Source organism: Crossiella sp. CA-258035, from assembly GCF_030064675.1.
Classification (GTDB): domain Bacteria; phylum Actinomycetota; class Actinomycetes; order Mycobacteriales; family Pseudonocardiaceae; genus Crossiella.
In genome coordinates this window covers 6,868,716-6,893,913 of record NZ_CP116413.1, presented here as the reverse complement: position 1 = coordinate 6,893,913, position 25,198 = coordinate 6,868,716, and the positions used below count along the sequence as shown (strand labels likewise).

Sequence of the window (25,198 nt, the reverse complement as noted above, 5' to 3'; positions counted from 1 at the left end):
ATGCCGCCGAACCCGCACGTGCTCAGGGGCCGCCTGCTCGGCCTGCTGTTCCTGGTGATCATCTCGCTGCTGCTGGGCCTGACCGTCGCGGTCTACCGCGGCGACTTCAGCTCCGCGGTCAGCGTGCTGCTGCGCACCGACCACGTCGGCAACCAGCTGATGACCGAGTCCGACGTGAAGGTGCGCGGGCTGGTGGTCGGCTCGGTGAAACGCATCTCCAGCCGGGGCGAGGGCGCCGAGCTGGAGCTGGCCATGCAGCCGGACAAGCTGGAGCTCATCCCCAAGGGCGTCTCCGCCCGGCTGCTGCCCAAGACCCTCTTCGGTGAGCGCTACGTCGCGTTGATGTTGCCGGACAACGGAACCGGCGACACCCTCGGCGCGGGCGACGTGATCGGGCAGGACCGCTCGGCCACCGCGATCGAGCTGGAACGCCTGCTGGCCAACCTGATGCCGATGCTGGAGGCGGTGCAGCCGCACAAGCTCTCGGTCACCCTCGGCGCGATGTCGGCCGCCCTGGCCAACCGAGGCAAGGCGCTCGGGCAGAACCTGGTGCGGCTGGAGCACTACCTCACCGAGATCAACCCCGAGGTGCCCGCGCTCACCGAGGGCATGCGCGAGCTGGTCAAGGTGGCCGACACCTACAGCACCGCGATCCCGGACGCGCTGGACGCGCTCAGCGACCTCACCGTCACCACCAGGACCTTCGTCGAGCAGCGGGAGAACCTGAAGCTGCTGTACCGCAGCCTGGGCGCCACCGCCAACGACCTCGGCGGGTTCCTGCGCGCCAACAAGGACAACGTGATCCGGCTCTCCGACGCCAGCAGGTCCACCCTGGAGACGATGGCCAAGTACTCGCCGTCCTGGCCCTGCATGGCCGACACGCTGACCAAGTTCAAGTCGGTGATGAACTCCGCCTTCGGCGCGGGCACCGATCGGCCGGGCCTGAAGGTGCACCTGCACCCGGTGCCCTCGCGCGGGGAGTACCAGCCGGGCAAGGACGATCCGGTCTACAACGCCCGCGGCGGCCCCCGCTGCTACCCCTTCGGCAGCCCGCCCAGCGGCGGCAAGGCGGTCGCGCTGCCGGTCAGCGGGGACACCGCCGACCTCGGCCTGGCCAACTCGCCACAGGAGAGCCAACTGCTCGCCCAGCTGCTCGCGCCCGCGCTCGGCCGCACCCCCGATGCGGTGCCGTCCTGGAGCGGCGTGCTGCTCGGCGCGATCTACCGGGGAACGGAGGTGACCCTGAAATGAGGGGAGTCACCGCGCCACTGCTCAAGTTCAGCGTCTTCGCCGTGCTCACCGTGCTGGTCACCGCCCTGCTCGCGGTGACCATCTCCAACACCACCGCGGTGGGCGCGAACTTCTACACCGCGCGCTTCTCCGACGTCACCTCGCTCAACGAGGGCGACGACGTGCGCATGTCCGGGGTCCGGGTCGGCAAGGTCGAGGGACTGCGACTGGCCGGCCGGGGGGTGGTCGAGGTGCAGTTCTCCGTCGAGGGCAGGCGGCGGATCTTCGCCTCGGCCACCGCCGCCATCCGCTACCGCAACCTGGTCGGCCAGCGCTACCTGGCCCTGGACCAGGGCGCGGGCACCACCGCGACGCTGCCGCCGGAGGGGCAGATCCCGCTGGAGCGCACCACGCCCGCGCTGGATCTCACCCTGCTGTTCAACGGGTTCAAGCCGCTGTTCCAGGCGCTGAACCCCGATGACGTGAACAAGCTGTCCTACGAGATCGTTCAGGTGCTGCAAGGGGAAGGCGGCACGGTGGACAGCCTGCTCGCCCGCACCGCCTCGCTCACCTCGACCATCGCGGCCAAGGACAAGGTGATCGGCGACCTGATCAACAACCTGAACACCGTGCTCGGCACGGTCAACTCCCGCGGCGACCAGCTGGCGAACCTGATCGGCACCATGCAGAAGCTGGTCAGCGGACTGGCCGCGGACCGCAAGCCGATCGGCGAGGCGATCGGCTCGATGTCCGAGCTGACCGGGGCCACCGCGGACCTGCTGAACAAGGCGCGCGCCCCGCTCAAGGCCGACATCGCCGGACTCGGCGCGCTGTCGGGGAACCTGATGGAGCAACCGAAGCTGCTGACGGAGTTCCTGGACCGGCTGCCCACCAAGTTCGAGGCGATCGGCCGGATCGGCTCCTACGGCTCCTGGTTCAACTTCTTCCTCTGCTCGGCTTCCGCGCCAGGGGTGCCCCCCGCGCCCGGCGGGCCGCCGGTCGGGATCCCGCTCACCCACGAAAGGTGCAAGGGATGAAGCCCTTCCGGGAACGCAACCCGATCACCGTCGGCCTGGCAGGCCTGACCACGATCGGGATCGCGGTGCTGGCCACCTTCTTCTTCGAGGACCTGCCGATGATCGGCGGCTCCAGCTACACCGCGGAGTTCACCGAGGCGGCCGGGATCAAGCCCGACGACGAGGTCCGGGTCTCCGGGCTCAAGGTCGGCGCGGTCAGCGCGGTCGAGCTGGCCGGGGACCGGGTCGCGGTGCGGTTCAAGGTCTCCGGCGTGGAGCTCGGCGACAAGACCGGCGCGTCCATCCGGATCAAGACGCTGCTGGGCCAGAAGTACCTGGCGCTGGACCCGCAGGGCGGCGGCAGCCTGGACGGGGACACGCCGATCCCCAGGGAGCGCACCAGCACCCCGTTCGACATCAGTGACGCCTTCCAGGGCCTGACCGACACCATCGGCCAGATCGACACCCAGCAGCTCGCGCAGAGCTTCTCGGTGCTCTCCGAGACCTTCCGCGACTCGCCGGAGCACGTGCGCAAGGCACTGGACGGGATGTCCGCGCTGTCCACCACCATCGCCTCCAGGGACCTGGAGCTGGCCAAGGTGCTGGAGAACAGCCGCAAGATCACCCAGACGCTCAGCGACCGCAACTCCCAGATCGCCACCCTGCTCGCCGACGGCAACAAGCTCCTGACGGAGGTGCGCAACCGGCGGGAGGCGATCAGCAAGCTGCTCACCGGCATCCGCGACCTGTCCAGGGAGCTGACCGGGCTGGTGCAGGACAACAAGGCCCAGTTCGGGCCCGCGCTGGACCGGCTGGACAAGGTGGCCGCGGTGTTGCAGCGCAACCAGGACAACCTGAACAAGGCGCTCTCGCTGTCCGGGCCGTACTACCGGCTGATCAACAACGCGGCCGGCAACGGCCGGTGGGTGGACAGCTACATGTGCGGCCTGCTCGCGCCGGTCTCCGGCGAAGAGGGCTGCGTGCCACCCAAGGGAGGCGGCAAATGAGCTGGTTCCGCAGTCGTGGCAGGGGAACCCGGGTGCTGATCGGGGTGGCGGTGCTCGCCCTGGTCGCCGGGGTGGCCGGGGTGTGGTGGTGGCGCGGCAGCGCCGAGCGGGTGCGGGCCACCGCCTGGTTCGCCGCCGCGGTCGGCGTGTACGCCGGATCCGACGTGCGGATGCTCGGGGTGCGGGTCGGCACCATCGACTCCGTTGAGCCGCAAGGACAACGCGTCCGGGTCGAGTTCACTTTGGACAGTGGGGTGAAGGCGCCCGCGGAGGCCAAGGTGGTCTCGGTCGCGCCCAGCCTGGTCTCCGACCGCTACCTCCAGCTCGCCCCGGTCTACCGCGGCGGGCCGACCCTGGCCGACGGCGCGGTGATCCCGGTCGAGCGCACCGCCAGCCCGGTGGAGCTGGACCAGCTCTACGAGAGCATGGAGAAGCTGGCCACCGCGCTGGGACCCAACGGGGCCAACAAACAGGGCGCGCTCTCCAGCCTGCTGGAGACCGGCGCGGCCAACCTGGAAGGCAACGGGGCCGCGCTGAACAAGCTGTTCCGCGACCTCGGCCAGGCCGCCAAGACCCTGGACGGCTCGCAGCAGGACGTGTTCGGCACTGTGGACAACCTGGCCAAGTTCACCGGCATGCTGGCCCGCAACGACAACCAGGTGGTCGCGGCCGAACAGCAGCTGGCCGAGGTCACCCGCTTCCTGGCCGCCGACCGGGACGCGCTGCGCGCCGCGCTGGCCGAGCTGCCCGCCGCGCTCGGCCAGGTCGGGGAGTTCATCGGCGAGCACCGCGGCCGGGTCAAGTCCACAGTGGACAAACTGACCGGGATCACCAAGGTGCTGGCCGACCAGCGCTCCGCACTGGCCGAGGCCCTGGACGTGGCCCCGCTGGCGATGACCAACCTGCTCAACGCCTACAACCCGGAGCAGCGGGTCATCGACGGCCGGGTCAACCTGCTCGAGCTCTCGCCGAAGGCCAAGACCCGCCTGGTGCCGGTCGCCACCGGCGCGGACGCCAAGAAGCTGCCCGTGCTGCCGCTGCCGGTGGTCGGCGACCTGCACACCCTCCCGGCAGGAGAACGGTGATGCGCAGACAGATCCTGGCCCTGGGCGCGGTCGCGCTGCTGGCCACCGGGTGCGGCGTCGGCGGGTTCGACGGGCTGTACAACCTGCCGCTGCCCGGTGGCGCGGACCTCGGCGAGCGGCCGTACCGGGTCACCGCGCAGTTCCGGGATGTGCTGGACCTGGTGCCGCAGGCCGCGGTGAAGGTCAACGACGTCGCGGTGGGCAAGGTGGAGCGGATCGAGCTGGCCGAGGACGGACGCACGGTGGACGTCACGGTCGCGGTCAACGGACAGGTGAAGCTGCCCGCCGCGGCGCTGGCCAGGTTGCGGCAGTCCAGCCTGCTGGGCGAGAAGTACGTGGAGCTGGCCCGGCCGAGCGAGCAGGGGGCGGACACCGCGGTGCTGGCCGACGGGGCGGTGATCCCGGTCAGCCGGACCAACCGCAACCCCGAGGTGGAAGAGGTCTTCGGCGCGTTGTCGTTGCTGCTCAACGGCGGCGGAGTGCAGCAGCTGCGGGACATCAGCCGCGAGCTGGCCTCGGCCTTCGACGGCAACGAGGCCCAGCTCAAGGCGCTGCTGTCCACAATGGACAAGTTCGTCACCCAGCTGGACCAGAACAAGGAGAGCCTGACCAAGGCCCTGGACGGGATGAACCGGCTCAACACCGTGCTGGCCGGGCGGACCGGGCAGATCGACAAGGCCATCACCGACCTCGGTCCCGGCCTCCAGGTCTTCCACGAGCAGCGCGAGTCGATGGTGGCGATGCTGGCCGCGCTGGACAAGATGGGCAAGGTCGCGGTGGACACCGTGCGGCGCAGCAAGGACGACTTCGTGGCCGATCTCAAGGCGCTGCAACCGATCCTGCAACGGCTGGTGGAGGCGGGGCAGAACCTGCCGCAGTCGCTGGAGATCCTGTTCACCTACCCGTTCCCGGACGCCGCGCTCAACGCGATCAAGGGCGACTACCTCAACACCTACCTCACCCTGCACGTGAAGGACCCAGGACCTGAGGCACAGCAACAACCACAGCGGATCCAGCCAAAACCGGACAACGCGGCGAAGCCGGTGCTGCCGCTGCCGCCGGTGGACGGCGTGCCCGCGGTCTCGACGGGGGTGCGCTGATGCTCTCCGCGCGAATCCGCTGGCAGATCGGCATCTTCGTGCTGGTCGCCCTGGTCGGGGTGTCCTACGTGGGCGCCCGCTACGCCGGACTGGACCGCTGGTTCGGCTACGCTGGCTACACCGTGCGGGTGCAGCTGGCCGACTCCGGCGGCATCTTCACCAACGCCGAGGTCACCTACCGCGGCGTGCCGATCGGCCGGGTCGGCCCGCTGCGGCTGACCGCCCGCGGCGTGGAGGTCGACCTGGTCCTGGACGACGACGGCCCCCAGGTGCCCGCCGACGCGCAGGCCGTGGTGAGCAACCGGTCCGCGGTCGGCGAGCAGTTCGTGGACCTGCGCCCGCGCCGCGACGGCGGCCCGTACCTGGCCCAGGGCTCGGTGATCGGCCAGAGCGACACCAGGATTCCCAAGCCGGTGGAGCACGTGCTGGCCGCGGTGGACGGCCTCGTTTCCTCCGTGCCCACCAAGTCGCTGCGCACCGTGGTGGACGAGCTGGGCACCGCGTTCACCGACTCCGGCCGCAACCTCCAGCAGATCCTGGACTCCGCCGGTTCCTTCACCGAGGCCGCGATCGAGCACCTGCCGCAGACCAAGCAGCTGTTCACCGACGGCCGCACCGTGCTGGACACCCAGGCCGAGCAGTCCCAGGCGCTCAAGGACCTCACCCGCAACGCCAAGCTGCTGGCCCAGCAGTTCCGGGCCTCCGACGGCGACTTCCGCAAGGTGGTGGCCGCGGTGCCGCCGGTCTCCGACCAGGTCTCCGCCGTGCTGCGGGAGACCGGGCCGAACCTCGGCGTGGTCATCGCGAACCTGCTGACCACGGCCAACGTGATGGTCACCCGCAACGCCGGGCTGGAGCAGGTGCTGTTCACCGCGCCGGCCGCGGTCGCCGCGGGCAGCACGGTGGCCCGGGCCGACGGCGCGCACTTCGGCATGACCACCACCTACTTCAACCCGCTGCCCTGCACCCAGGGTTACGAGGGCACCGAGTACCGCAACGGCCTGGTCGCCACCCCGGGCAAGCCGCTGAACACCCAGGCCGCCTGCACCCTGCCGCGCGGCCACCCCACCGGGGTGAGGGGATCGCAGAACGCGCCCAAGGGCGGCAAGGTCGCCGCGGCCGCCACCTCGAACTGGCAACCCGCACAGCTGGAGAGCCTGAGTCCGGACACCGCCACCCTGCGCGGCTTGCTCGGCCTGCCGGGAGGAGACCGATGAGCGAGACAGTCGAACCGGCCACCGCACGCCGGAACCCGTTGCGGCTGCCCGTGATCCTCGCGGTGGCCGCCGCGCTGCTGGCCGCCGGGTCCGGCTGGTGGTGGTACGCCGCCGCCGAGGACGACGGCGTCAAGTTCGCCGAGCTGCGCGAGCAGGTGCGCGGCGCGGGGGAGCGGGCGGTGGCGGAGTTCAACAGCCTGGACTACCGGCGGGTGGACGAGGGCATGCGCCGCTGGCTGGAGACCTCCACCGGCGCGCTGCACGAGGAGCTGCGCAACACCGGGGCCAGCAGCAAGAAGCAGATCGAGGAGACCAAGACGGTCACCACCGGGCGGGTCACCGACGCCGCCGTCACCGAGCTGGACGACCGCGCGGGCAAGGCGAAGCTGATCGCCGCGGTGGAGATCGAGGTCGCCCCGGACGGGGCCGCGGCCACCACCAAGCGCAACCGGTTCCAGGCCGAGCTGACCCGCACCGAGACCGGCTGGAAGCTCAGCGGGCTCGGTCCGGTCCCGGTCGCGGCCTCCTGAAAGGACCTCTGATGGCTCCCACCCGACGCGCCGCCGCCCCGCACCGCCGCAGGCCCGCGGTGGCCGGCAGCCGCACCACGCACCCCGCGCGACCCGGCCGGGACAGCGACACCGGCGCGCTGGAAGAGACGGGGACCCGCGCTGCCGCGGCGGCCGACGAAGCCACCGCGGTGGACGAGGCCGGGGCCGAACCTGTTGTCGCGGAACGGGTCCGGTCCCGGCCACCCCGGGCGGGACGCTGGCTGGTCGCGCTCACCGTCGCGCTCGCGCTGCTGGCCGGGTTCTTCCTGGTGCAGGGCTGGCGGACCAGCGGCAGCCCGGCCGCGCGCAACCAGGCCCTGGTCAACGGACCGGCCACGGCCGAGGTCTCCGGTCAGGTGGCCGAGGCGCTGCGCCGGGTGTTCTCCTACCGGCACGACGACACCGCGAGCACCGAGGCGGCCGCGGCCGAGGTGCTGGTGGACGCCGCGCGGGCGCAGTACGACGCGCTGTTCGCCCAGGTGCGCGAGCAGGCCCCGCAGCAGAAGCTGGTCCTGTCCACCAAGGCGGTCACCACCGGGGTCCGGGAGTTGTCGGCCGACCGGGCGGTGCTGCTGGTCTTCCTGGACCAGACCGCCACCCGCGGCGACAACAACCAGACCTCCGCCTCGGCCGCCCAGCTCGGCGTCACCGCCCGCCGCGCCGGCGAAAAATGGTTGATCACCGAACTACAACCGCGCTGAGGACTGCATTCAGATGACAAAACAACACCGTGGCACGTTGGCTTGAATTATCACCGGAGTACGTTTCTGTGATCGGTTCACAGAAGGGGCAGTGAATTTCTTGTGACGTTACCTACTTGCGAGTAGGCTCCGATTCGTCGCAAGTTGTGCGGCATCCGCGGATAAGCCGTTCCCTCTCTGAGATTCGATGTCAAAGGAGACGTCCGACATGAGAGCCGCATTCTCCGCACGGTTGTCCCGACGAGCCGCCGCCGTCCTCGGCGCCGCCGCGCTGGTGCTGACCGGCGCGGTCGCCGACGCCGGGGCCAGCGCGCCCGCCACCGCCAGCGGGCCGATCACCAAGACCCTCACCTACACCTGCGAGTTCCCGCTGATCGGCCCGTCCCAGCTGAGCACCAGGATCGACGTCACCATGCCGGAGACGGTCAAGGTCGGCGAGCTCATGCGCACCACCAACTTCTCCGCGACCATCACCGTGCCCGAGGCGACCGCCCAGGCCCTGCTGCTGTTCGAGGCCGAGACCATCGAGGGCGACGCCGAGGCGCTGCTCGCGGTGGACGCCAACGGCGCGCTGATCGACGTCACCCTGCCCGGCCTGCGCATCCCGAGCACCCCGGTGCCCAAGACCGGCGACCTGGTCACGGTGGCCCGCGGCCCGGTGCCCGGGATCGGCGTGCGCGCCCCCGGCCACATCGGGGTCAGCGTGGGCGACCACGTCTCCAAGCTCACCCCGCGCAAGGCCGACGGCTCGCCCACCGAGCTGGGCACCTTCGACCTGGTCTGCAAGCAGGACGCCGGGCAGGACCCGCTGCTGGCCAAGATTCCGGTTACCGCCGCCAGGTAAGCGCGAATGCGAATTCCGTAGTTCGATCCGTGGAGGGAATGTCCATGAGGAGATCGGGTAAGTCGGCGTTACGGGTGCTCGCGGTGGCCCTGATCGGAGTTGTCACCTTCGCCGGTGGCGCGGCGGCCGAGCCGACCGGTCCGGCGGTGAAAATCAACTATTCGGTGGAAGGGCAGAGCGTGGTCAAGAAGACCGGCTCGACCCTGCCGCTGGGGCCGGGCGCGCTGTCGGTCGACCTCAACGCGGCCACCGGGGACATCAAGGGTGACCTGACGCTGCCGCCGGCACACTCGGAGTTCAAGGTCTTCGGCCTGATCCCGGTCACCGCGACGATCGAGTTCCTGCCGCAGGGGCAGACCACCGGCAAGATCGTGCGCGGGGTGGTGACCTCCAGCTCCCAGGTGGTGCTGCGGCTGCGCGATGTGAAGGCAGGCGGCATCCCTTACCCGGTCGGGGACAAGTGCCAGAGCAAGGCCCCGATGACGATCGACCTGACCAGTGAGCCGGGCTTCAACCCGCTCACCGGCGGCAAGCTCAGCGGCGCCTACACCATCCCGGAGTTCAGCAACTGCCACCTGGCCGAGCTGCTGATCAACTTCATGATCCCGGGCCCGGACAACACCATCAGCCTCAACCTCAAGCGCGTGGTCTGACCGCCCGCTGACCGAGCCGCCCCTGACCGCCGTCGTCGGTCAGGGGCGGCTCAACCGCGCACCAGCGGCGCGATCAACCGGTGCAGCCGGGGCGAGGGCGCGACCCCCAGCTCGGCCCGCAGCTGCCGCCGGAACCGCTCGTAGTGCCGCAGCGCCGCCGCCGCGTTGCCCTCGGCCAGGTGCAGCCGCAGCAGCAGCCGGTGCCCGCTCTCCCGCAGCGGCTCGGCCCGCACCACCGCGGTGGCCGCCGCCCAGGCCGGCACCGGCCTGCCCTGGCACAGGTGCGCCTCGCCGAGTGCCTCCAGCGCGCGCAGCCGCAGCTCGTGGAACCACTCGCGGTCCAGCAGCAGCCAGTCCTCCGGCCAGTCCGGCAGCAGGTCCCGCTCGAACAGCGCCATGTCGGCCTCCGGGTCCCCGGCCAGCCGGTGCGCCTCGCGCACGTCCACCCGCACCGTCCCGGCCAGCGCCAGGCCGCTGGGCCCGGCGCTCACCAGCTCCCGCCCGGTCAGCCGCCACAGCGTGGTGCGCAGGCTGGCGTGCGCCCGCTGCGCCGGTAGGTCCGGCCACAGCTGCGCCGCGGTGACCGCTCTGCTGACCGGGTGCCCGCGCAGGGCCAGATAGGCGAGCAGCCTGCGGCAGACGGGGGTGGTGGACAGGGGCCGGTCGTCGTGCAGTGCGAACTGACCGAGCAGCTGGAGAGAGGCTGGCACGGCGGCGGAATTCCCGTTGCCACAGCAGGGAAACGCCCCCTTTGCGGTGACGCTGTGGTGACGGAGGCTGCCTAGCGTCGGGGCGGACCCGAGCCGAGTAGGGAGCGCGATGTTCTACCACAGCAAGCGACTGCAGTTCGAGGCCAAGCCCAGTGCCCCGGACCCGCACTACGCCCGCAAGCTCCAGGAGCTGGTCGGCGGCGCGTTCGGCGAGATGACGGTGACCATGCAGTACCTGTTCCAGGGCTGGAACTGCCGGATGGAGGGCAAGTACAAGGACCTGATCCTGGACATCGCCACCGAGGAGATCGGGCACGTGGAGATGATCTCCACCATGATCGCCCGGCTGCTGGAGGGCGCCCCGTCGGAGGTCACCGCCAAGGCCGTGGAGAACGACCCGGTGCTGGCCGCGGTGATCGGCGGCATGGACCCGCAGCAGGCCATCGTGGCCGGTGGCGGCCCGCTGCTGGCCGACAGCAACGGCTACCCGTGGAACGGCCGCTACATCGTGGCCAGTGGCAACCTGCTCGCCGACTTCCGGGCCAACGTGGCCGCCGAGGCGCAGGGCCGGTTGCAGACCGCCCGGCTCTACCACATGAGCGACGACCCCGGCGTGCGCGCGATGCTGAAGTTCAACCTGGCCCGCGACACCGCGCACCAGAACATGTGGCTGGCCGCGATCGAGCAGCTCAAGGAGGAGGGGCTGGAGGGCACGGTGGCGCCCAACGACCTCTTCGACGAGGAGGAGACCGAGCACGCGGGCACGCTGTGGAACCTCTCCGAGGGCCAGGAGTCCGCGGACGGGCCGTGGGCGCGCGGCCTCGCGCCGGACGGCGCCCACCAGATGGGCTACCTGGAGCACCCGGAGCCCCTGGGCGGTCCCGCCGCGGCGCCGAAGCCGAACCCGCTGCTCTACGCCACCTCACCGGCCAACCTGAACCTCATCGATCGGGCGATCGACAAGCTGACCTGAGTGGATGCGCCCGGTCCGGGTACCCCGCGCTCGGCAGGACTGTGCGAAGGAGAGGGTGACCGCGATGACCGACGTGGCGAGCAAGGGGTTCGGGCCGGGCGATGAGCGCCCGGTGCTGACCAACCGGCAGGGCCATCCGGTGTACGACAACCAGAACCAGCGCACGGTCGGCGCGCGCGGACCGGCCACGCTGGAGAACTACCAGTTCCTGGAGAAGATCAGCCATTTCGACCGGGAGCGGATCCCGGAGCGGGTGGTGCACGCCCGCGGCACCACCGCCTTCGGCTACTTCGAGGCCTACGGCAAGTGGGGCGAGGAGCCGATCTCCCGGTACACCAGGGCGAAGCTGTTCGCCGAGCCGGGCAAGCGCACCGAGGTCGCGGTGCGCTTCTCCACCGTGATCGGCGGCCGGGACTCCTCGGAGGCGGCGCGGGACCCGCGCGGGTTCGCGGTGAAGTTCTACACCGAGGACGGCAACTGGGACCTGGTCGGCAACAACCTGGCGGTGTTCTTCATCAGGGACGCGATCAAGTTCCCGGACGTCATCCACGCGCTCAAACCGGACCCGGTGACCTTCCGGCAGGAGCCGAACCGGATCTTCGACTTCATGTCGCAGACCCCGGAGTCCATGCACATGCTGGTGAACCTGTTCAGCCCCAGGGGCATCCCGGCGGACTACCGGCACATGCAGGGCTTCGGCGTGAACACCTACAAGTGGGTCGACGCGGACGGGCGCACGCACCTGGTGAAGTACCACTGGATGCCCAAGTGCGGGGTGAAGAGCATGACCGCCGCCGACGCGGCCGCGGTGCAGGCCAACGAGCTCGGCCACGCCACCAAGGACCTGCGGGACGCCATCGAGGCCGGTGACCACCCCGAGTGGGAGCTGCTGGTGCAGCTGATGACCGACGAGGAGCACCCGGAGCTGGACTTCGACCCGCTCGACGACACCAAGGTGTGGCCGGAGCAGGAGTTCCCGGCGCTGCCGGTGGGCCGGATGGTGCTGGACCGCCCGGTGTCGGACAACTTCGCCGAGAACGAGCAGATCTCCTTCGGCACCGGGGTGCTGGTGGACGGCCTGGACTTCTCCGACGACAAGATGCTGGTGGGCCGCACGTTCTCCTACAGCGACACCCAGCGCTACCGGGTCGGCCCGAACTACCTCCAGCTCCCGGTCAACCAGGCCCGCAACGCGCAGGTGCGCACCAACCAGCGGGACGGCGCGATGACCTACCAGGTGGACGCGGCCGGGGAGAACCCGCACGTGAACTACGAACCCTCGATCACCGGCGGCCTGCGCGAGGCGCAGTACCCGTCGCACGACGAGCAGGGGCCGGAGATCACCGGCAGGGTGACCCGCAAGCGGATCCCGCGCACCAACGACTACCTCCAGGCGGGCCAACGGTTCCGGCTGATGGAGCAGTGGGAGCGGGACGACCTGGTGCACAACATGATCGACCAGCTGGGACAGTGCGAGCGCGCCGTCCAGGAGCGGATGGTGTGGCACTTCCTGCTGGTGGAGGACGAGCTCGGGCTGCGGGTCGGCGACGGGCTGGGCATCTCCCCGGCGGATGTGGCCGACCTGCCGCCGCTGGCCAGCCAGGACCTGTCCGAGGAGGACCGGGACCGGCTGACCCGGCTGGGCAAGAACGGGCCGCGGCCGGTGGACGGGCTCACCATGACCCACTGCGTGCCCAACCAGCGGTACCAGCCGGGCGCCTGACCGGGAGCCGTGCGGGCCGGCAACGCCCGGCCCGCACGGCTTTTCGGCTCAGCGCAGGGTGTAGGCCTGCCGCAGCGTCTGGTGCGCCCTGGCTCCGCTGCCGTCTTCGGCGGTCAGCCGCAGCGAGACCTTGTCACCGGTCTTGCCCAGCGCGGGCAGCAGGCCGGCCCAGCCCGCGCCGGTCTTGCGCAGCGGCACCGGCTGCCAGCTGGTGCCGTCCAGGCTGACCTCCAGGGTCGCCTTGGTCTCGCCCTCGCCGTGGTGCGTGGACACCGTGACGGGCAGGGGTTTCCCGGCCTTGGCGGAGTTGTCCCGGTCCAGGCCGAGGTTCGGCGTCACGTACAGCAGGCGCAGGTGGCGGAGTTCGGCCGTCGTGTCGGAGCGGAAGGTCCAGCCCGCCTCGACCTGCCGGTCACCGTAGGTCGCCTTGGCGCTCAGCTCGAAGGTCGCCGGACCGGCCGGAACCCGCCAGTGCCCGTTGCCGGGCAGCTGGGTGCGGCCGATCACGGTGCCACCGCTGGACAACGTGGTCTCGCCGGTGACCGACTGGTAGGCCTGCCGTCCGTACTGCGCCGGGTTCCCCTGCGGCACGAACAGGTTCAGGTTGGCCATCAGCTCGTCACCTCGACGGGCGGCGCCACCGTGGCCGCCGCCGGGCCGGGCCGCGAACGGACCGGCGTTGTAGTCCACGCGCTGGGCGCCGTGCCGGGTGAACCGGGTGGCCGCCAGGTCGAACTGCCTGCTGTCACCACCGGAGGCGCGGTCGAAACCGTTGCCCAGCTCGCTGTGCTTGCGCCACCAGCCCGGCGTCACGTACTCGGTGCGGGTGGCCCCGGCCGGCACCGGCGGCGCGCCCTCGCGGAAGGGGTAGCTGTCCGGGATCTCCGCGGCGGCCGGACCGTCCAGGCCCGGCCGCCAGCTGGGCCGGAAGGTGTGGGTGATCCCGTCCTCGCGGTAGGTCGCCTCGACCCGGCTCAGCTGGTGCCGGTGCGCGCGCAGCTTGCCGCCCTCGGCCATCGTGCCGGAGCTGGTGAAGGCCAGGTCGTAGCTGACCGGGCTGGTGGCGATCCCGTTGAGCCGCACCGAGACCGGGCCCTTGGCCAGCAGCTCGCGCAGGGTGGTGAGGCGGTGTTCGGTGCTGCCCAGCACCGGGAGTGGCAGCTTGGTCTGCGGTCGCACCCGGCTCGGCTCGACCAGCAGCACCACCTTGGCGCCTGCCTTGGCCACCGCGGTGATCCGGTCGACGGCGTCCTGTTGGACCGGCGGGGTCAGCAGGGCCAGCTCGTCCTTGAGGTCCTTGCCTGCCAGGTCCGCCGGGTCGCCCGCCTTGACGTCCACCACCGGCAGGGTGTGCTCGCCGAGCAGCTGCGGTGAGGACCGGTTGCGCCACACGCCCAGCGGAAGCCGTTGCGGGGCAACGAGGTCCGCGCTGATCTCCGGGCGCGCGGCGGTCACGTGGGTCAGGTGCCGGAAGTCCGCGGCCGAGCCGCCGAGCGAGCCGAGGTAGACCGGCGCGTCGGTGTCGGTGAAGGGCGGGAACAGGGCCGGGGACCGGCCGCCGGAGACCGCGCTCAGCTCGATCCCGGTGACCCGCAGGCTCGGATCGTCCAGCTCCACCTCCACCCGCTTCGCGGTGCGCGCGTCGACGTTGAGCGTGGTGTCCTTGTCCAGCCGCAGTTTCGGCGCGACCTGCTGGGTGAGCGAGACCGGGTCGCCCTGCTCGACCCCGCGCTGGTCGTACTCCTTGATGGTGCTGGCGACCTGGTAGTCGCCCTTGGCGGCGCGCACGGTGGCCACGCCGTTCTCGCCCGGCGACAGCTGCTGGCTGGTGCCGTCACGCAGGTCGGTCACGGTGAGCTCGGCCTCGGTCTCGGCGGTGACCGGCTTGCCGTCCCGGCCGGTGACCTGCACGGTCAGGTCGTAGCGCTCCTCCTCCACGTAGGAGCTGACCGCGGTGCGCACCGCCACGTCCCCGGCGGTCGCGGTGAGCCAGCCGCCGTAGAGGCCGACCCGCCTGCCGGGGTCCACGGTGAGGCTGACCTTCTCGGTTCCCTTGGCGGGCACGGTGATCCGCTGCGTGCTCAGCGCGAACTGGCCGGAATCCGGCGCGCCGCCCTGCTTGTCCAGAATGGACAGTGCGAGGTCGAGGGTGACCGGGGTGTCGCCGTCGTTGCGGTACACCACGTCCTTGCTCGCGGGCTGCTGACCCTGGTGCGGCCACCGGAAGTAACCCAGGGACAGGCCACCGGTCTCCGCGGTCACCTGCTGCCTGGTGGCGCGTTCCAGGTCCACCACGCCCGCGCCCTGGCCGTGCACGGACACGCCGCTCAGCGGCTTGGCGGTGCTCATCAGCGCCGCCTTCAGCCGGGCCGCGCTCCAGTCCGGGTGCGCCCCGGCCAGCACCGCGGCCGCACCGGTCACGTGCGGGGCGGCCATCGAGGTGCCCGACATCGCCTGGTACGGCTCGCCGCCCCCGGGGTAGGCCTTGGCGGCCAGGATCTCGCTGCCCGGCGCGGTGATCTCCGGCTTGAGCGCGTAGTCCCCGGCGCGCGGGCCGCGCGAGGAGAAGTCGCTGAGCCTGCCGTCCTTGGTGGAGCTGGCCACCGCGAGCGCGGCGTCCGCGGTCGCCGGGTGGCCGACCGGCTCCTGCTCGCCGCTGTTGCCCGCGGCGATCACGAACAGCGTGCCGTGCTCGGCGGAGAGGCGGGTGATGGCCTCGCTCACCGGGTCCGGCTGGGTCTGCCGGAGCCCGAAGCTCATGTTCACCGCCTTGGCCTTGTGCTCGGCCGCGGCCCAGGTCATCCCGGCCAGCGCGGCGTCCTCGGTGGGGCCGAAGTCGCCGACCTTGCCGAAGAGCAGCTTCGCGTCCTTGGCCACGCCGACCTGCTTGCCGCCGCCGGCCGCGCCGCTGCCCGCGACGATGGAGGAGACGTGCGTGCCGTGTCCGATGGTGTCCTTGATGCCGTGCGGGGAGTTGGAGAAGTCCTTGGCCTGCTTGAGCACCCCGGCGAAGTCCGGGTGGTCCACGTCGATGCCGCTGTCCAGCACCGCCACCGGCACGTCCTTGGCGGTGTGCCCGGCCTGCCAGGCGGCCGGCGCGCCGATCAGCGGCACGCTCTCGTGCAGGGTGTACTTCAGCGTCGCGTTCAGCCACACCTTGCCGGTGGCGCGTTGGCGCGCCTGGTCCTTGACCGTGTTCCAGGTGCGGACCGCGGTGCTCTTGGGCGCGGACACCGCGGTCAGGCCCAGCGCGGGCAGCTCCCTGGTCCGGGTGGTGCCGTCCAGGGCGCCGGGCGCGGAACGGGAGTTGTCCCCGGCCAGCAGCAGCGGCACGTCCGGGCGCTTGGCGTCCTCGTAGCCGGACTCCAGCAGCAGGCTGATGTTGAACAGCCGGGGGTCCACCCGGCCTGCCCGCACCGGGGCCTCGGCGTCACTGGGCCGCACCTGCCACTGGCCCTGCTCGGTCCAGCTGCGGAAGGCGGTGCCGGTCCGCTCCGGTCCGGCCGCCACGTGCACCGGGCGGCCGCGCTCGTCCACCTGCACCTGGTCGCCGGTGATCAGCGTGATGGTCCGCAGGCCGCCGGTGGCGGCTCCGCCCGGCGGGGCGGGGTCGGCGAGGGCGGGGACGCCCAGTGCCAGCAGTGCGGTCGCCAGCGCGGCGACCGGCAGTGTTCTCTTCCCGGGATGTCGCATGCGCTTTATGTTTCAGCTTCGTCACGTGTGCGGTAGCGCATTGACAAAAAGCCGAACAAAGAGCAGACGAAAGTCGTCCTGGACCCTGATTCTTCCCTGGTCTTTTCGCTCAGGGTGACCAGTAGTCCGCAATTCCAACGGCAGCCTGACAACCAGCAGGGTGGACGGTCGCCGCCGACCGGCCCGCAAGCCGTGGAACCCGTGGTGTACTGCGGCCATTCGCGCGATGTACGGCAGCGAGCCGCACCCCGAACGGCCCAGTCCGCGGCGAACGAGTGAGCCATCACGAATTCGTGTGAACGCGCTGGAGGACTCGCTGACCTGCCGAGTTCGTGACTTAGGCTCCCTGCCGTCCGGCCACAGGCGTCATTCGATCGATCCCCCTTCCCCGCCAGTAGTCCCGTCGTCGCGCATTCCGCGCATCGGCGGTCAAGGAGGAATTCGTGTCCGCTGTGCCCCTCGGAATGCCGGTCCGCCCGCCGGTCCCGCTCGCCCGGCGCAGGCAGACCCGCGCGCTGCGCGTGGGCGCGGTCCAGGTCGGCGGCGACGCGCCGATCAGCGTGCAGTCCATGACCACCACCCCGACCGCCGACGTCAACGCGACCCTGCAGCAGATCGCCGAGCTGACCGCGGCCGGTTGCCAGCTGGTCCGGGTCGCGGTGCCCAGCCAGGACGACGCGGACGCGCTGCCCGCCATCGCGCGCAAGTCCCCGCTGCCGGTCATCGCCGACATCCACTTCCAGCCGAAGTACGTCTTCGCCGCGATCGAGGCCGGCTGCGCCGCGGTGCGGGTCAACCCCGGCAACATCCGCCAGTTCGACGACCGGGTGGGCGAGATCGCCAAGGCCGCGGGCGCGGCGGGCGTGCCGATCAGGATCGGGGTCAACGCCGGTTCGCTGGACGAGCGGTTGCTGCGCAAGTACGGCAAGGCCACCCCGGAGGCGCTGGTCGCCTCGGCGCTGTGGGAGTGCTCGCTGTTCGAGGAGCACGGGTTCACCGACCTGAAGCTCTCGGTCAAGCACCACGACCCGGTGGTCATGGTCAACGCCTACCGCCAGCTCGCCGCCCAGTGCGACTACCCGCTGCACCTGGGCGTCACCGAGGCCGGACCGGCCTTCCAGGGCACCATCAAGTCCGCCGCGGCCTTCGGCGCGCTGCTCGGCGAGGGCATCGGCGACACCATCCGGGTCTCGCTGTCCGCGCCGCCGGTGGAGGAGGTCAAGGTGGGCATCGGCATCCTGGAGTCCCTTGGCCTGCGGGAACGCGGACTGGAGATCGTCTCCTGCCCGTCCTGCGGGCGCGCGCAGGTGGATGTGTACCGGCTCGCCGAGGAGGTGACCGCGGCCCTGGAAGGCATGTCGGTGCCACTGCGGGTCGCGGTGATGGGCTGTGTGGTGAACGGGCCGGGCGAGGCGAGGGAGGCCGACCTCGGGGTGGCCTCCGGCAACGGCAAGGGCCAGATCTTCGTCAAGGGCAAGGTGATCAAGACGGTGCCGGAGCACCGGATCGCGGAGACCCTGATCGAGGAGGCGCTGGCGCTGGCCGAGCGGATGACGGTGGAACGCGAGTGACCCAGCCGCTGGAACAGGGCTTCGAGCTGCTGCCCTGCTACTGCCCGATCGAGCCCGCCGTGCACCCCGCGGTCGCCGACATCGAACAGCGCGCCGTGGCCTGGCTGGACCGGATGGCCCTGCCGGGGGTGTCGCGCAAACGTCTGCTCGGCACCCGCAGCGCCGAGTTCTTCTGCCGTTTCGTGCCCACCGGCGCCACCCACAACGTGCTGGCCGCGACGCTGTGGGTGTACTGGGGCTTCGCCTTCGACGACGTCCGCTGCGACACCGGCGTGCTCTCCGCCAACCCGGCCCAGTTCCTTCCCGAGGCGGCGAGGGTCCAGCAGGCGCTGGAAAACCCGGCGCGCACCGGCCTGACCGACCCGTACGCCCTTGCCCTGCACGACATCGGCGCCCGCTTCCGCGGCTGCGCCACCCCGACCCAGGTCCGCCGCTTCACCGAGGCGCACCGCCGCTGGCTGTTCGCGGTGTCCTGGCAGGTGGCCAACCGCGCCACCGGCCGGATGCCCGGACTGGACGAGTACCTGAGCATGCGCCTGGGCACCAGCGGCGGCCCGCCCACCATGGCCATGCTGGAGATCGGCCTCGGCGAGGAGGTGCCCTCGTCGGAGATGGACTCACCACGGGTCCGCGCGCTGACCGACTGCGCCAGCATGGTGGCCGCGCTGGACAACGACCTGCACTCCTACCGCAAGGAAAGGCTGCTGGGCCAGACCGAGCAGAACCTGGTCACCGTGCTGCGCACCGAGTCCCAGCGGTCCCTGGAAGAGGCGGTGCTGGCCGCGGTGGGCATCAGGGACCGGCTGATGAGCCTGTTCCTGCGCTTGGCGGAACGGGTGCGGCGGGGCGGGTCCGCGCCGCTGCGGTCCTATGTGGACTGTCTGGGGCACGGGATCAGGGGCAACATCGACTGGGCCCTGCGGGTGCCGCGCTACCAGGGGCTGGGCAGCCCCGGCTGGTCGCGGACGCCCCTGGACCCGAGCTCGGCGCCGCTGCCCTACCCGACGGTGGCCTGGTGGTGGGACGAGCTGCGGGAATGACCTGTGGCTCGCCCTTGCTGACCGCGGCGGCCGGACGCTGACATGCTGTGGAGATGCGAACCCGGTGCAGCGCGGTCCTGCTCGCCCTGGTGCTGGCCACCCAGGCCTGCGGCGAGGCCGAACCACCACCCACGCCCGCACCGAGCCTGCCGGCGGACTGGCCCACCCAGCACGGCACGGCGGTCCGCGAGGTGCCCATGCCCGCCGGTCAGCTGCTCGGCTACCTGCCCGAGCTGACCGCGGGCCACGTGCTCTGCTCCGCCCCTGCGCCGGAGGACTGGCGGGCCGCGATGCGCGGGGAGGTGCGCACCGAGGTCTTCCTCACCGACCAGTGCCACGTGGTCTCCGCCCGGTTCGAGCTGACCGCCCGGCTGACCGGCGACCTGGTCACCGGCGCGGACACGGTGGCCGGGCGGCGGGCCAGGGTGGACCGGCAGCAGCGGGCCAGTGACCTGGACGTGGAGCTGGTCACCGAGGAAGCGGCCCGGCCCTACCGGGGACTGCGGCCCACGCTGAGCGTCACGGTGAAGCTGCGCGACCAGTCCGCCAGCGACGAGCAGGGCGAGACCGGCCAGATCGCCAAGGAGGCGGCCGAGGCGGTGCTGCGCCGCGCCGGGGCAGCGGGACCGGAACTGCCGCGGCTCAACGACAAGGGCGAGCTCGCCGCGGTGACACCGCAGCCGCCGCTGCCCGGTTTCGGCGTGGCCGACCAGCCACTTCCCGTTGCGGCGCAACAGCTCTGCCTGATCCTGGGGGAGGCGTTCCGGGTCGACCCGGCGCTCGGCACCGCCGAACCCCAAGGCGTGTGCGCGATCCCGCTGCGCGCGGGTCGGGTGGTCGCGACCATGACCCAGGCCGCCCGGGACCGGCCCTACCAGGGCAGCGTGGCGGGGCGGCCGGTGGCGCGGGACGGCGAGGAGCAGGTGTGGATCGGGCTGCGGGAGGGCTCGGCGCAGCAGGTGCACCTGGCCGGGCCGGTGCCGGAGGACGTGCTGGTCGCGGTCATCCCCCGGCTAGCGGGGCGCTGACACCAGCAGCTCGCCCACCCTGGTCCTGGTGTACTTGACCTGCCGCCCCAGCCGGTGCCCGGTGACCAGCCCGGCCGCGCTCAGCGCGCCCAGGTGCTGGGACACCCCACCGGCGGTCAGGCCGGTGCGGCGGGCCAGGTCGGTGGTGGACAACGGATCGCCCAGCGCCAGCAGCAGGGTCGCGCGGGAGCGGCCCAGCACCCCGGCCAGGGCTTCCGGCGGGCAGCGCTGTTCGCGGTGGTCCCACAGGGTGGCGATGCCGCGTGGCGGGTAGAACAGGGTCTGCTGCCAGCCCGCCGCCTCGACCATGGTCAGCGCGTCCGGCCAGGTGAACACCGAGGGCACCAGCAGCAGGCCGTCACCGGTGAGCTGGGCGGAGAGCACGCAGCAGCGCTTGTCCACCCGCAGCACGCCGTTGGCCCAGTGCAGGTGCGGGTGCAGGTCCTCGAACAGCAGCTGGTGCCCGCCCAGGGCCAGCCGCCGGGCGCGGAAGTGCACCTCGGCCTCGAGGAGGTCCCGCAGGCGCGGCCAGTACGGCTGGATCGCCAGCTCCCAGTAGGCCCGCACCACCTCCACCAGCTCGGCCAGCCGGCCAGGGTCCGCGTGCAGCTCGCGGACGAACCGGGCCTGCGGCGGGTAGTCGAAGTAGGCCAGGTCCTTGCGGATCTGCTCCGGCGTGGACCGGGCCATCAGGGCCAGCTCGGTGTCGAAGTCGGGCACCGCGGTGTCCGGCGGCGGGGTGAGGAAGTCCGGGAAACCGCTGTGCGGCCCGGGGATCAGGTCGGTCAGCGGGGTCAGGTCCAGGCCCGAGCCGGCCAGCCGCTCGCGGGTCTCGCGCAGCCACGGGAAGTGCAGCGCGTGCTCGCCGGGCGTCTTGAGCACCCGCACGCTCACCACCGTCTCCCACAGCGGCGAGAACGCGAACCGGGTCCGCGCCAGGTCGGCGACGGAGAACTCCAGCTCCAGCTCAGGCATGGTGTCACCCCCACGATTTAGCTCACTCTAAATCATTGCTCGGTCGCCGGGTAAGGGGCGCACGCTCCTCACCGTGAGCACCGAGACCACCCACGCCAGCCCCGCGCGGACCGGGCCCTTCGCCGGTCTGCCGCGCCCGTTCTGGATCCTGTTCTACGGCAGTCTGGTCAACCGCATCGGCGGCGTGGTCGCCGGGTTCCTCGTGCTCTACCTGACCGCCATGGGCATCCCGCTGGACCAGGTCGGCCTGGTGCTGGCGGCCAAGGGCGTCGGCGCGCTGCTCAGCCAGCCCCTCGGCGGGGTGCTCACCGACCGGGTCGGCCGCCGGTTCACCCTGATGCTCGGACTGCTCTCCAGCGCAGGCTGCCTGATGCTGCTCGGCGCGGTGCACAGCCTGCCACTGCTGATCGGCGCGGCCTTCCTGCACGGCGTGGCGGCCGACATCTTCCGCCCGGCCGCCGCCGCGCTGATCGCCGACGTGGTCGAGCGGCCGCTGCTCACCAAGGCCTACGGGCTCCAGTTCTGGGCGATCAACCTCGGCTTCTCGGTGGCCAGCGTGATGGCAGGCCACCTCGCCGACTCCGGCTACTGGCTGCTGTTCGCGCTCAACGCCACCGGCTGCACCGCCTTCGCGGTCATCGTCGGCCTCGGCATCCCCAAGTCCGCCGAACGCATGGTCAAGTCCACTGTGGACGGTCCGGTGTTCGGGCTGCGCGCGCTGCTGCGGGACCGGCTGCTGCTCGGACTGGTGCTGCTGGTCCTGGTGCACGCCACCGTCTACACCCAGGCCGAGGTCATCATCCCGTTGGCCGTCAAGGACTCCGGGCTCGGCGCGGCGGGCTACGGCAGCATCGTCGCGGTCAACGGCGTGCTCATCGTCATCCTGCAACCGCTGGCCAGCACCTGGGTGGCGCGCTTCGACCGGATGCGGGTGCTCGCCATCGCCTGGGCTGTGGTCGGCGTCGGCATGGCGCTCACCGGACTGGCCGAGACCGCGCTGGAGTACGTGCTGACCGTGGTGGTGTGGACCCTCGGCGAGATCGCCATGGCCGGCCTGCTCGGCGCGCTGGCCGCCGACCTCGCGCCACCGGCCGCGCGCGGCCGCTACCAGGCCGCCATCGGCTTCGGGTTCAGCGCCGCCGCGCTCACTGGGCCGCTGCTGGGCACCTGGGTCTACCAGCACGGTGGACCGGGCGCCGCCTGGACCGGCTGCCTCGTCCTGGGTCTGCTCGGCGCGGTGGGCGCGCTCGCCATCGGCCCGGCCGTCCGCCGACGGATTTATACGGAACATTAACTTCATGAGTTTGTGAAACTTCTGTAGCGTGGTGGGCATGACGATCTCGTTGCCGAACGCGCTGCCCACCACGCGGCCCACCGGCTGCCCCTTCGACCCGCCCGCGGAGCTGGGGCGGCTGCGGGAGACCGAACCCGTGGCCAGGATGCGCTACCCGGACGGCCACCTCGGCTGGGTGGTCACCGGGCACGCGCTGGCCAGGCAGATCCTGGCCGACCCCCGGTTCAGCTCCCGCGGCGAGCTGCGGCACGTGCCGATCGACGTGGACCGGTTCAAGGGCAAGGCCCTGCCGCCGGTGCCGCGCGGCATGTTCATCCAGATGGACCCGCCCGAGCACACCCACTACCGCAGGCTGCTCACCGGCCAGTTCACCGTGCGCCGGATGAACCAGCTGATCCCGCGGATCGAGCAGATCGCCGAGGAGCACCTGGACGCGATGGCCCGCAAGGGCCCGCCTGCCGAGCTGGTGCACGACTACGCGCTGGCCATCCCGTCCCTGGTGATCTGCGAGCTGCTCGGCGTGCCCTATGCCGAGCGGGCGGTCTTCCACGAGCGCACCAAGCTGATGCTGAACCTGGAGCGCGGCGACGAGGAGGTGATGGCGGCCTTCGGCGAGATCATGGCCTACCTGGGCGAGCTGATCGAGCGCAAGCGGGCCGAACCGGCCGACGACCTGCTCAGCGGCCTGGTCACCGGCGGCGAGCTGGACCACGAGGAGCTGGTCTCCTTCGCGTTGCTGCTGCTCACCGCCGGACACGAGACCACCGCGAACATGCTCGCCCTCGGCGCCTTCGCGCTGCTGGAGAACCCGGACCAGCTCAAGGCGTTCACCGGCGACCCCGAGCTGGTCGAGCCCGCGGTGGAGGAGCTGCTGCGCTACCTGACCATCACCCACTTCGGGCTGCAGCGGATCGCGCTGGAGGACGTGGAGATCGCCGGCATCGCCATCGCCAAGGGCGAGTGCCTCCAACTGCACACCCCGGCCGCGAACCGGGACCCGGCGAAGTTCCCGCACCCGGACCAGCTGGACCTGGGCAGGCACGCCAGCGGGCACCTCGCCTTCGGCCACGGCGTGCACCAGTGCCTCGGCCAGCAGCTGGCCAGGGTGGAGATGCGGATCGGCTACCGCAAGCTGTTCCAGCGCTTCCCCACGCTGCGCCTGGCCGTGCCCGCCGATGAGGTGCCGATGCGCACCAAGATGGGCATCTACGGCGTGCACAGCCTGCCGGTGACCTGGGAGTCCTGATGCGAGTCGAGGTGGACACCGATCGTTGTTGTGGCGCGGGCATGTGCGCGCTCACCGCGCCCGCGGTATTCGACCAGGACGAGCAGGCCGGCACCGTGCTGCTGCTGACCCCGGAACCGGTGGCGAGTGAGTTCGCCGCGGTCCGGGAGGCGGCCCAGCTGTGCCCGGCGGCGGCCATCACGGTGGAGGAGAGTTCGTGAAGATCGTGATCGTGACGGCGGGCTCGCGCGGGGACACCGCGCCGTTCACCGGCCTGGGGGCGCGGTTGCAAGAAGCGGGGCACGAGGTGACGCTGGCCGCGCAGCAGCTGTTCGAGCCGATGGCCAGGGAGGCCGGGCTCGGTTTCCGGGAGATGCCCGGTGACATCCGCGCGGACTTCGCCAGCAAGGCGGGCCAGGACTTCCAGCACCACGGCATCGGCCTGCGCGGCCTGCCCGCCCAGCTCCGCTTCGCCAGCAAGATGATCAGCGACCTGGGCCGGGGCGCGCAGCGGGCGGTCGAGGGCGCGGACCTGGTGCTGACCCACCGCGCCGCGTTCGGCTTCGTGTACTGGATCGCCAAGAACGCGGGCATCCCGAGCATGGGCCTGGAGCTGTTCCCCAGCGGCATCATCACCTCCGGCGAGCTGCCGCCGATCTCGCTGGCCACCCGCTCGCTGGGCCGCACCGGCAACCTGGCCGCGCACGCGATGATGCGCGGCTTCGCCCAGCTGGGCGGCGGGTTCCTGCCGGGGTACAAGGAGTTCCTGCGCGAGCAGGGCGTGCGCAGCCCGGGCGCGCTCTACCGCGACATCCGGCAGACCCGCTGGCCGGTGCTGCACGGCTGGAGCCCGCACGTGCTGCCCCGGCCCAGCGACTGGCCCGCCCAGGCCGAGGTGGTCGGCTACTGGTGGCCCTGGCAGTCCCCGGACTACCAGCCGCCGGCCGAGCTGACCGAGTTCCTGGCCGCGGGGGAGCCGCCGGTGTTCCTGTCCTTCGGCAGCATGGCCCCCGGCCGGGCGCGCGAGCTGTCCGAGATCGCGGTCGAGGCGATGCGGCTGGCCAAGGTGCGCGGGGTGGTCCAGGCCGGGTGGAACGAGCTGGCCGCCACCGGCGAGCACGTGCTCTCCATCGGTGAGGTGCCGCACGGCTGGCTGTTCCCGAGGATGGCCGCGGTGGTGCACCACGGCGGCGCGGGCACCACCGGCGCCGGGGTGCGCGCGGGCGTGCCCGCCGTGATCGTGCCGGTGCTGGGCGACCAGCCGCTGTGGGCCGACCGGCTGGCCGAGCTCGGCGTCAGCCCCGGCTCGGTGCCGATGAAGAAGATCACCGCGCCCCGGCTGGCCGCCTTGATCAAGGACGCGGTCACCGGCCCCGGCTACCGCCGCCGCGCCGCCGCACTGGCCGAGCGGGTGGCCCAGGAGGACGGCGCGAGCCGGGTCGTCGAGGCGGTGGCCCGGCTGGGCGCCAGAGCCTGACCCTGGTCACACTCGGGCCGCTCGCGGTGGGAAACCGGGCCGCGATGTGACACGGTGGTTACCGAAGATCGACGAGGGGGTGCGC

Annotated in this window: 22 protein-coding genes; 19 read left to right on the top strand and 3 right to left on the bottom strand. The window is 71.6% G+C overall.

Annotated elements, in window-relative coordinates:
- The 10 genes from N8J89_RS30985 to N8J89_RS30940 all read left to right on the top strand — a co-directional run bounded on the left by N8J89_RS30985 (nt 1) and on the right by N8J89_RS30940 (nt 9,404).
- A complete protein-coding gene (locus tag N8J89_RS30985; protein WP_283660537.1) occupies nt 1-1,251 on the top strand; it encodes an MCE family protein in 1,251 nt (416 codons plus the stop codon).
- The gene (locus tag N8J89_RS30980) at nt 1,248-2,267 is read left to right on the top strand and encodes an MCE family protein (RefSeq protein WP_283660536.1); all 1,020 of its coding nucleotides are present in this window, start codon (nt 1,248-1,250) and stop codon (nt 2,265-2,267) included. The genes N8J89_RS30985 and N8J89_RS30980 overlap by 4 nt, the downstream gene beginning before the upstream one ends.
- Nucleotides 2,264-3,253, top strand: coding sequence for an MCE family protein (locus N8J89_RS30975; protein ID WP_283660535.1), 990 nt, complete (start codon nt 2,264-2,266; stop codon nt 3,251-3,253). Before N8J89_RS30980 ends, N8J89_RS30975 begins: the two co-directional genes overlap by 4 nt.
- Complete coding sequence (locus N8J89_RS30970) at nt 3,250-4,338, top strand: MCE family protein (protein WP_283660534.1); 1,089 nt, start codon at nt 3,250-3,252, stop codon at nt 4,336-4,338. Before N8J89_RS30975 ends, N8J89_RS30970 begins: the two co-directional genes overlap by 4 nt.
- Nucleotides 4,338-5,438, top strand: a complete 1,101-nt coding sequence (locus N8J89_RS30965) for an MCE family protein (protein ID WP_283660533.1) — start codon at nt 4,338-4,340, stop codon at nt 5,436-5,438. The genes N8J89_RS30970 and N8J89_RS30965 overlap by 1 nt, the downstream gene beginning before the upstream one ends.
- Nucleotides 5,438-6,655, top strand: coding sequence for an MCE family protein (locus N8J89_RS30960; protein ID WP_283660532.1), 1,218 nt, complete (start codon nt 5,438-5,440; stop codon nt 6,653-6,655). Before N8J89_RS30965 ends, N8J89_RS30960 begins: the two co-directional genes overlap by 1 nt.
- A complete protein-coding gene (locus N8J89_RS30955) occupies nt 6,652-7,185 on the top strand; it encodes an Rv1363c family protein (protein WP_283660531.1) in 534 nt (177 codons plus the stop codon). Before N8J89_RS30960 ends, N8J89_RS30955 begins: the two co-directional genes overlap by 4 nt.
- Before the next feature lie 11 nt (nt 7,186-7,196).
- Nucleotides 7,197-7,907, top strand: a complete 711-nt coding sequence (locus N8J89_RS30950; protein ID WP_283660530.1) for a hypothetical protein — start codon at nt 7,197-7,199, stop codon at nt 7,905-7,907.
- 208 nt (nt 7,908-8,115) lie between these two features.
- Nucleotides 8,116-8,751, top strand: a complete 636-nt coding sequence (locus tag N8J89_RS30945) for a DUF6801 domain-containing protein (RefSeq protein WP_283660529.1) — start codon at nt 8,116-8,118, stop codon at nt 8,749-8,751.
- A 44-nt stretch (nt 8,752-8,795) separates the two neighbouring features.
- Nucleotides 8,796-9,404: a hypothetical protein gene (locus N8J89_RS30940; protein ID WP_283660528.1), complete on the top strand. Its 609-nt coding sequence runs from the start codon at nt 8,796-8,798 to the stop codon at nt 9,402-9,404.
- 50 nt (nt 9,405-9,454) lie between these two features.
- Here N8J89_RS30940 and N8J89_RS30935 read toward each other — a convergent pair whose 3' ends face one another.
- Nucleotides 9,455-10,114, bottom strand: a complete 660-nt coding sequence (locus tag N8J89_RS30935) for an AfsR/SARP family transcriptional regulator (protein ID WP_283660527.1) — start codon at nt 10,112-10,114, stop codon at nt 9,455-9,457.
- 109 nt (nt 10,115-10,223) lie between these two features.
- On the opposite strand from N8J89_RS30935, the gene N8J89_RS30930 reads away from it, so the two are divergent.
- Together N8J89_RS30930 and N8J89_RS30925 are read left to right on the top strand one after the other, a co-directional pair.
- On the top strand, nt 10,224-11,087 hold the full coding sequence (locus N8J89_RS30930) for a manganese catalase (protein ID WP_283660526.1): 864 nt from the start codon (nt 10,224-10,226) through the stop codon (nt 11,085-11,087).
- A gap of 64 nt (nt 11,088-11,151) precedes the next feature.
- Nucleotides 11,152-12,810, top strand: a complete 1,659-nt coding sequence (locus tag N8J89_RS30925; RefSeq protein ID WP_283660525.1) for a catalase — start codon at nt 11,152-11,154, stop codon at nt 12,808-12,810.
- 48 nt (nt 12,811-12,858) lie between these two features.
- Here the strand turns inward: N8J89_RS30925 and N8J89_RS30920 are convergent, their stop codons facing one another.
- Nucleotides 12,859-16,503, bottom strand: coding sequence for a S8 family peptidase (locus N8J89_RS30920; protein WP_283660524.1), 3,645 nt, complete (start codon nt 16,501-16,503; stop codon nt 12,859-12,861).
- Between the two features lie 464 nt (nt 16,504-16,967).
- Between N8J89_RS30920 and ispG the strand changes: the two genes are divergently transcribed.
- Genes ispG through N8J89_RS30905 form a run of 3 tightly spaced genes read left to right on the top strand, consistent with a single transcriptional unit; the run spans nt 16,968 to nt 20,142 of the window.
- A complete protein-coding gene (gene ispG / locus N8J89_RS30915; RefSeq protein WP_283666287.1) occupies nt 16,968-18,074 on the top strand; it encodes a flavodoxin-dependent (E)-4-hydroxy-3-methylbut-2-enyl-diphosphate synthase in 1,107 nt (368 codons plus the stop codon).
- Complete coding sequence (locus N8J89_RS30910; RefSeq protein WP_283660523.1) at nt 18,071-19,114, top strand: terpene synthase family protein; 1,044 nt, start codon at nt 18,071-18,073, stop codon at nt 19,112-19,114. Before ispG ends, N8J89_RS30910 begins: the two co-directional genes overlap by 4 nt.
- Before the next feature lie 53 nt (nt 19,115-19,167).
- Nucleotides 19,168-20,142, top strand: coding sequence for a hypothetical protein (locus N8J89_RS30905; protein WP_283660522.1), 975 nt, complete (start codon nt 19,168-19,170; stop codon nt 20,140-20,142).
- Here the strand turns inward: N8J89_RS30905 and N8J89_RS30900 are convergent.
- Complete coding sequence (locus N8J89_RS30900; RefSeq protein ID WP_283660521.1) at nt 20,128-21,117, bottom strand: ArsR/SmtB family transcription factor; 990 nt, start codon at nt 21,115-21,117, stop codon at nt 20,128-20,130. The two genes, N8J89_RS30905 and N8J89_RS30900, sit on opposite strands and share 15 nt — an antisense overlap.
- A gap of 73 nt (nt 21,118-21,190) precedes the next feature.
- Here N8J89_RS30900 and N8J89_RS30895 point away from each other — a divergent pair, with 73 nt between their 5' ends.
- The 4 genes from N8J89_RS30895 to N8J89_RS30880 are packed head-to-tail and all read left to right on the top strand — an operon-like array spanning nt 21,191 to nt 25,113.
- Nucleotides 21,191-22,411: an MFS transporter gene (locus N8J89_RS30895; RefSeq protein ID WP_283660520.1), complete on the top strand. Its 1,221-nt coding sequence runs from the start codon at nt 21,191-21,193 to the stop codon at nt 22,409-22,411.
- Nucleotides 22,412-22,448: 37 nt separating this feature from the next.
- Nucleotides 22,449-23,657, top strand: coding sequence for a cytochrome P450 (locus N8J89_RS30890; protein ID WP_283660519.1), 1,209 nt, complete (start codon nt 22,449-22,451; stop codon nt 23,655-23,657).
- Nucleotides 23,657-23,857, top strand: a complete 201-nt coding sequence (locus N8J89_RS30885; RefSeq protein WP_283660518.1) for a ferredoxin — start codon at nt 23,657-23,659, stop codon at nt 23,855-23,857. Before N8J89_RS30890 ends, N8J89_RS30885 begins: the two co-directional genes overlap by 1 nt.
- Nucleotides 23,854-25,113 (top strand): glycosyltransferase, encoded by a 1,260-nt coding sequence (locus tag N8J89_RS30880; RefSeq protein WP_283660517.1) that lies wholly within the window; start codon nt 23,854-23,856, stop codon nt 25,111-25,113. The genes N8J89_RS30885 and N8J89_RS30880 overlap by 4 nt, the downstream gene beginning before the upstream one ends.
- The last annotated feature ends 85 nt before the right edge of the window (nt 25,114-25,198 follow it).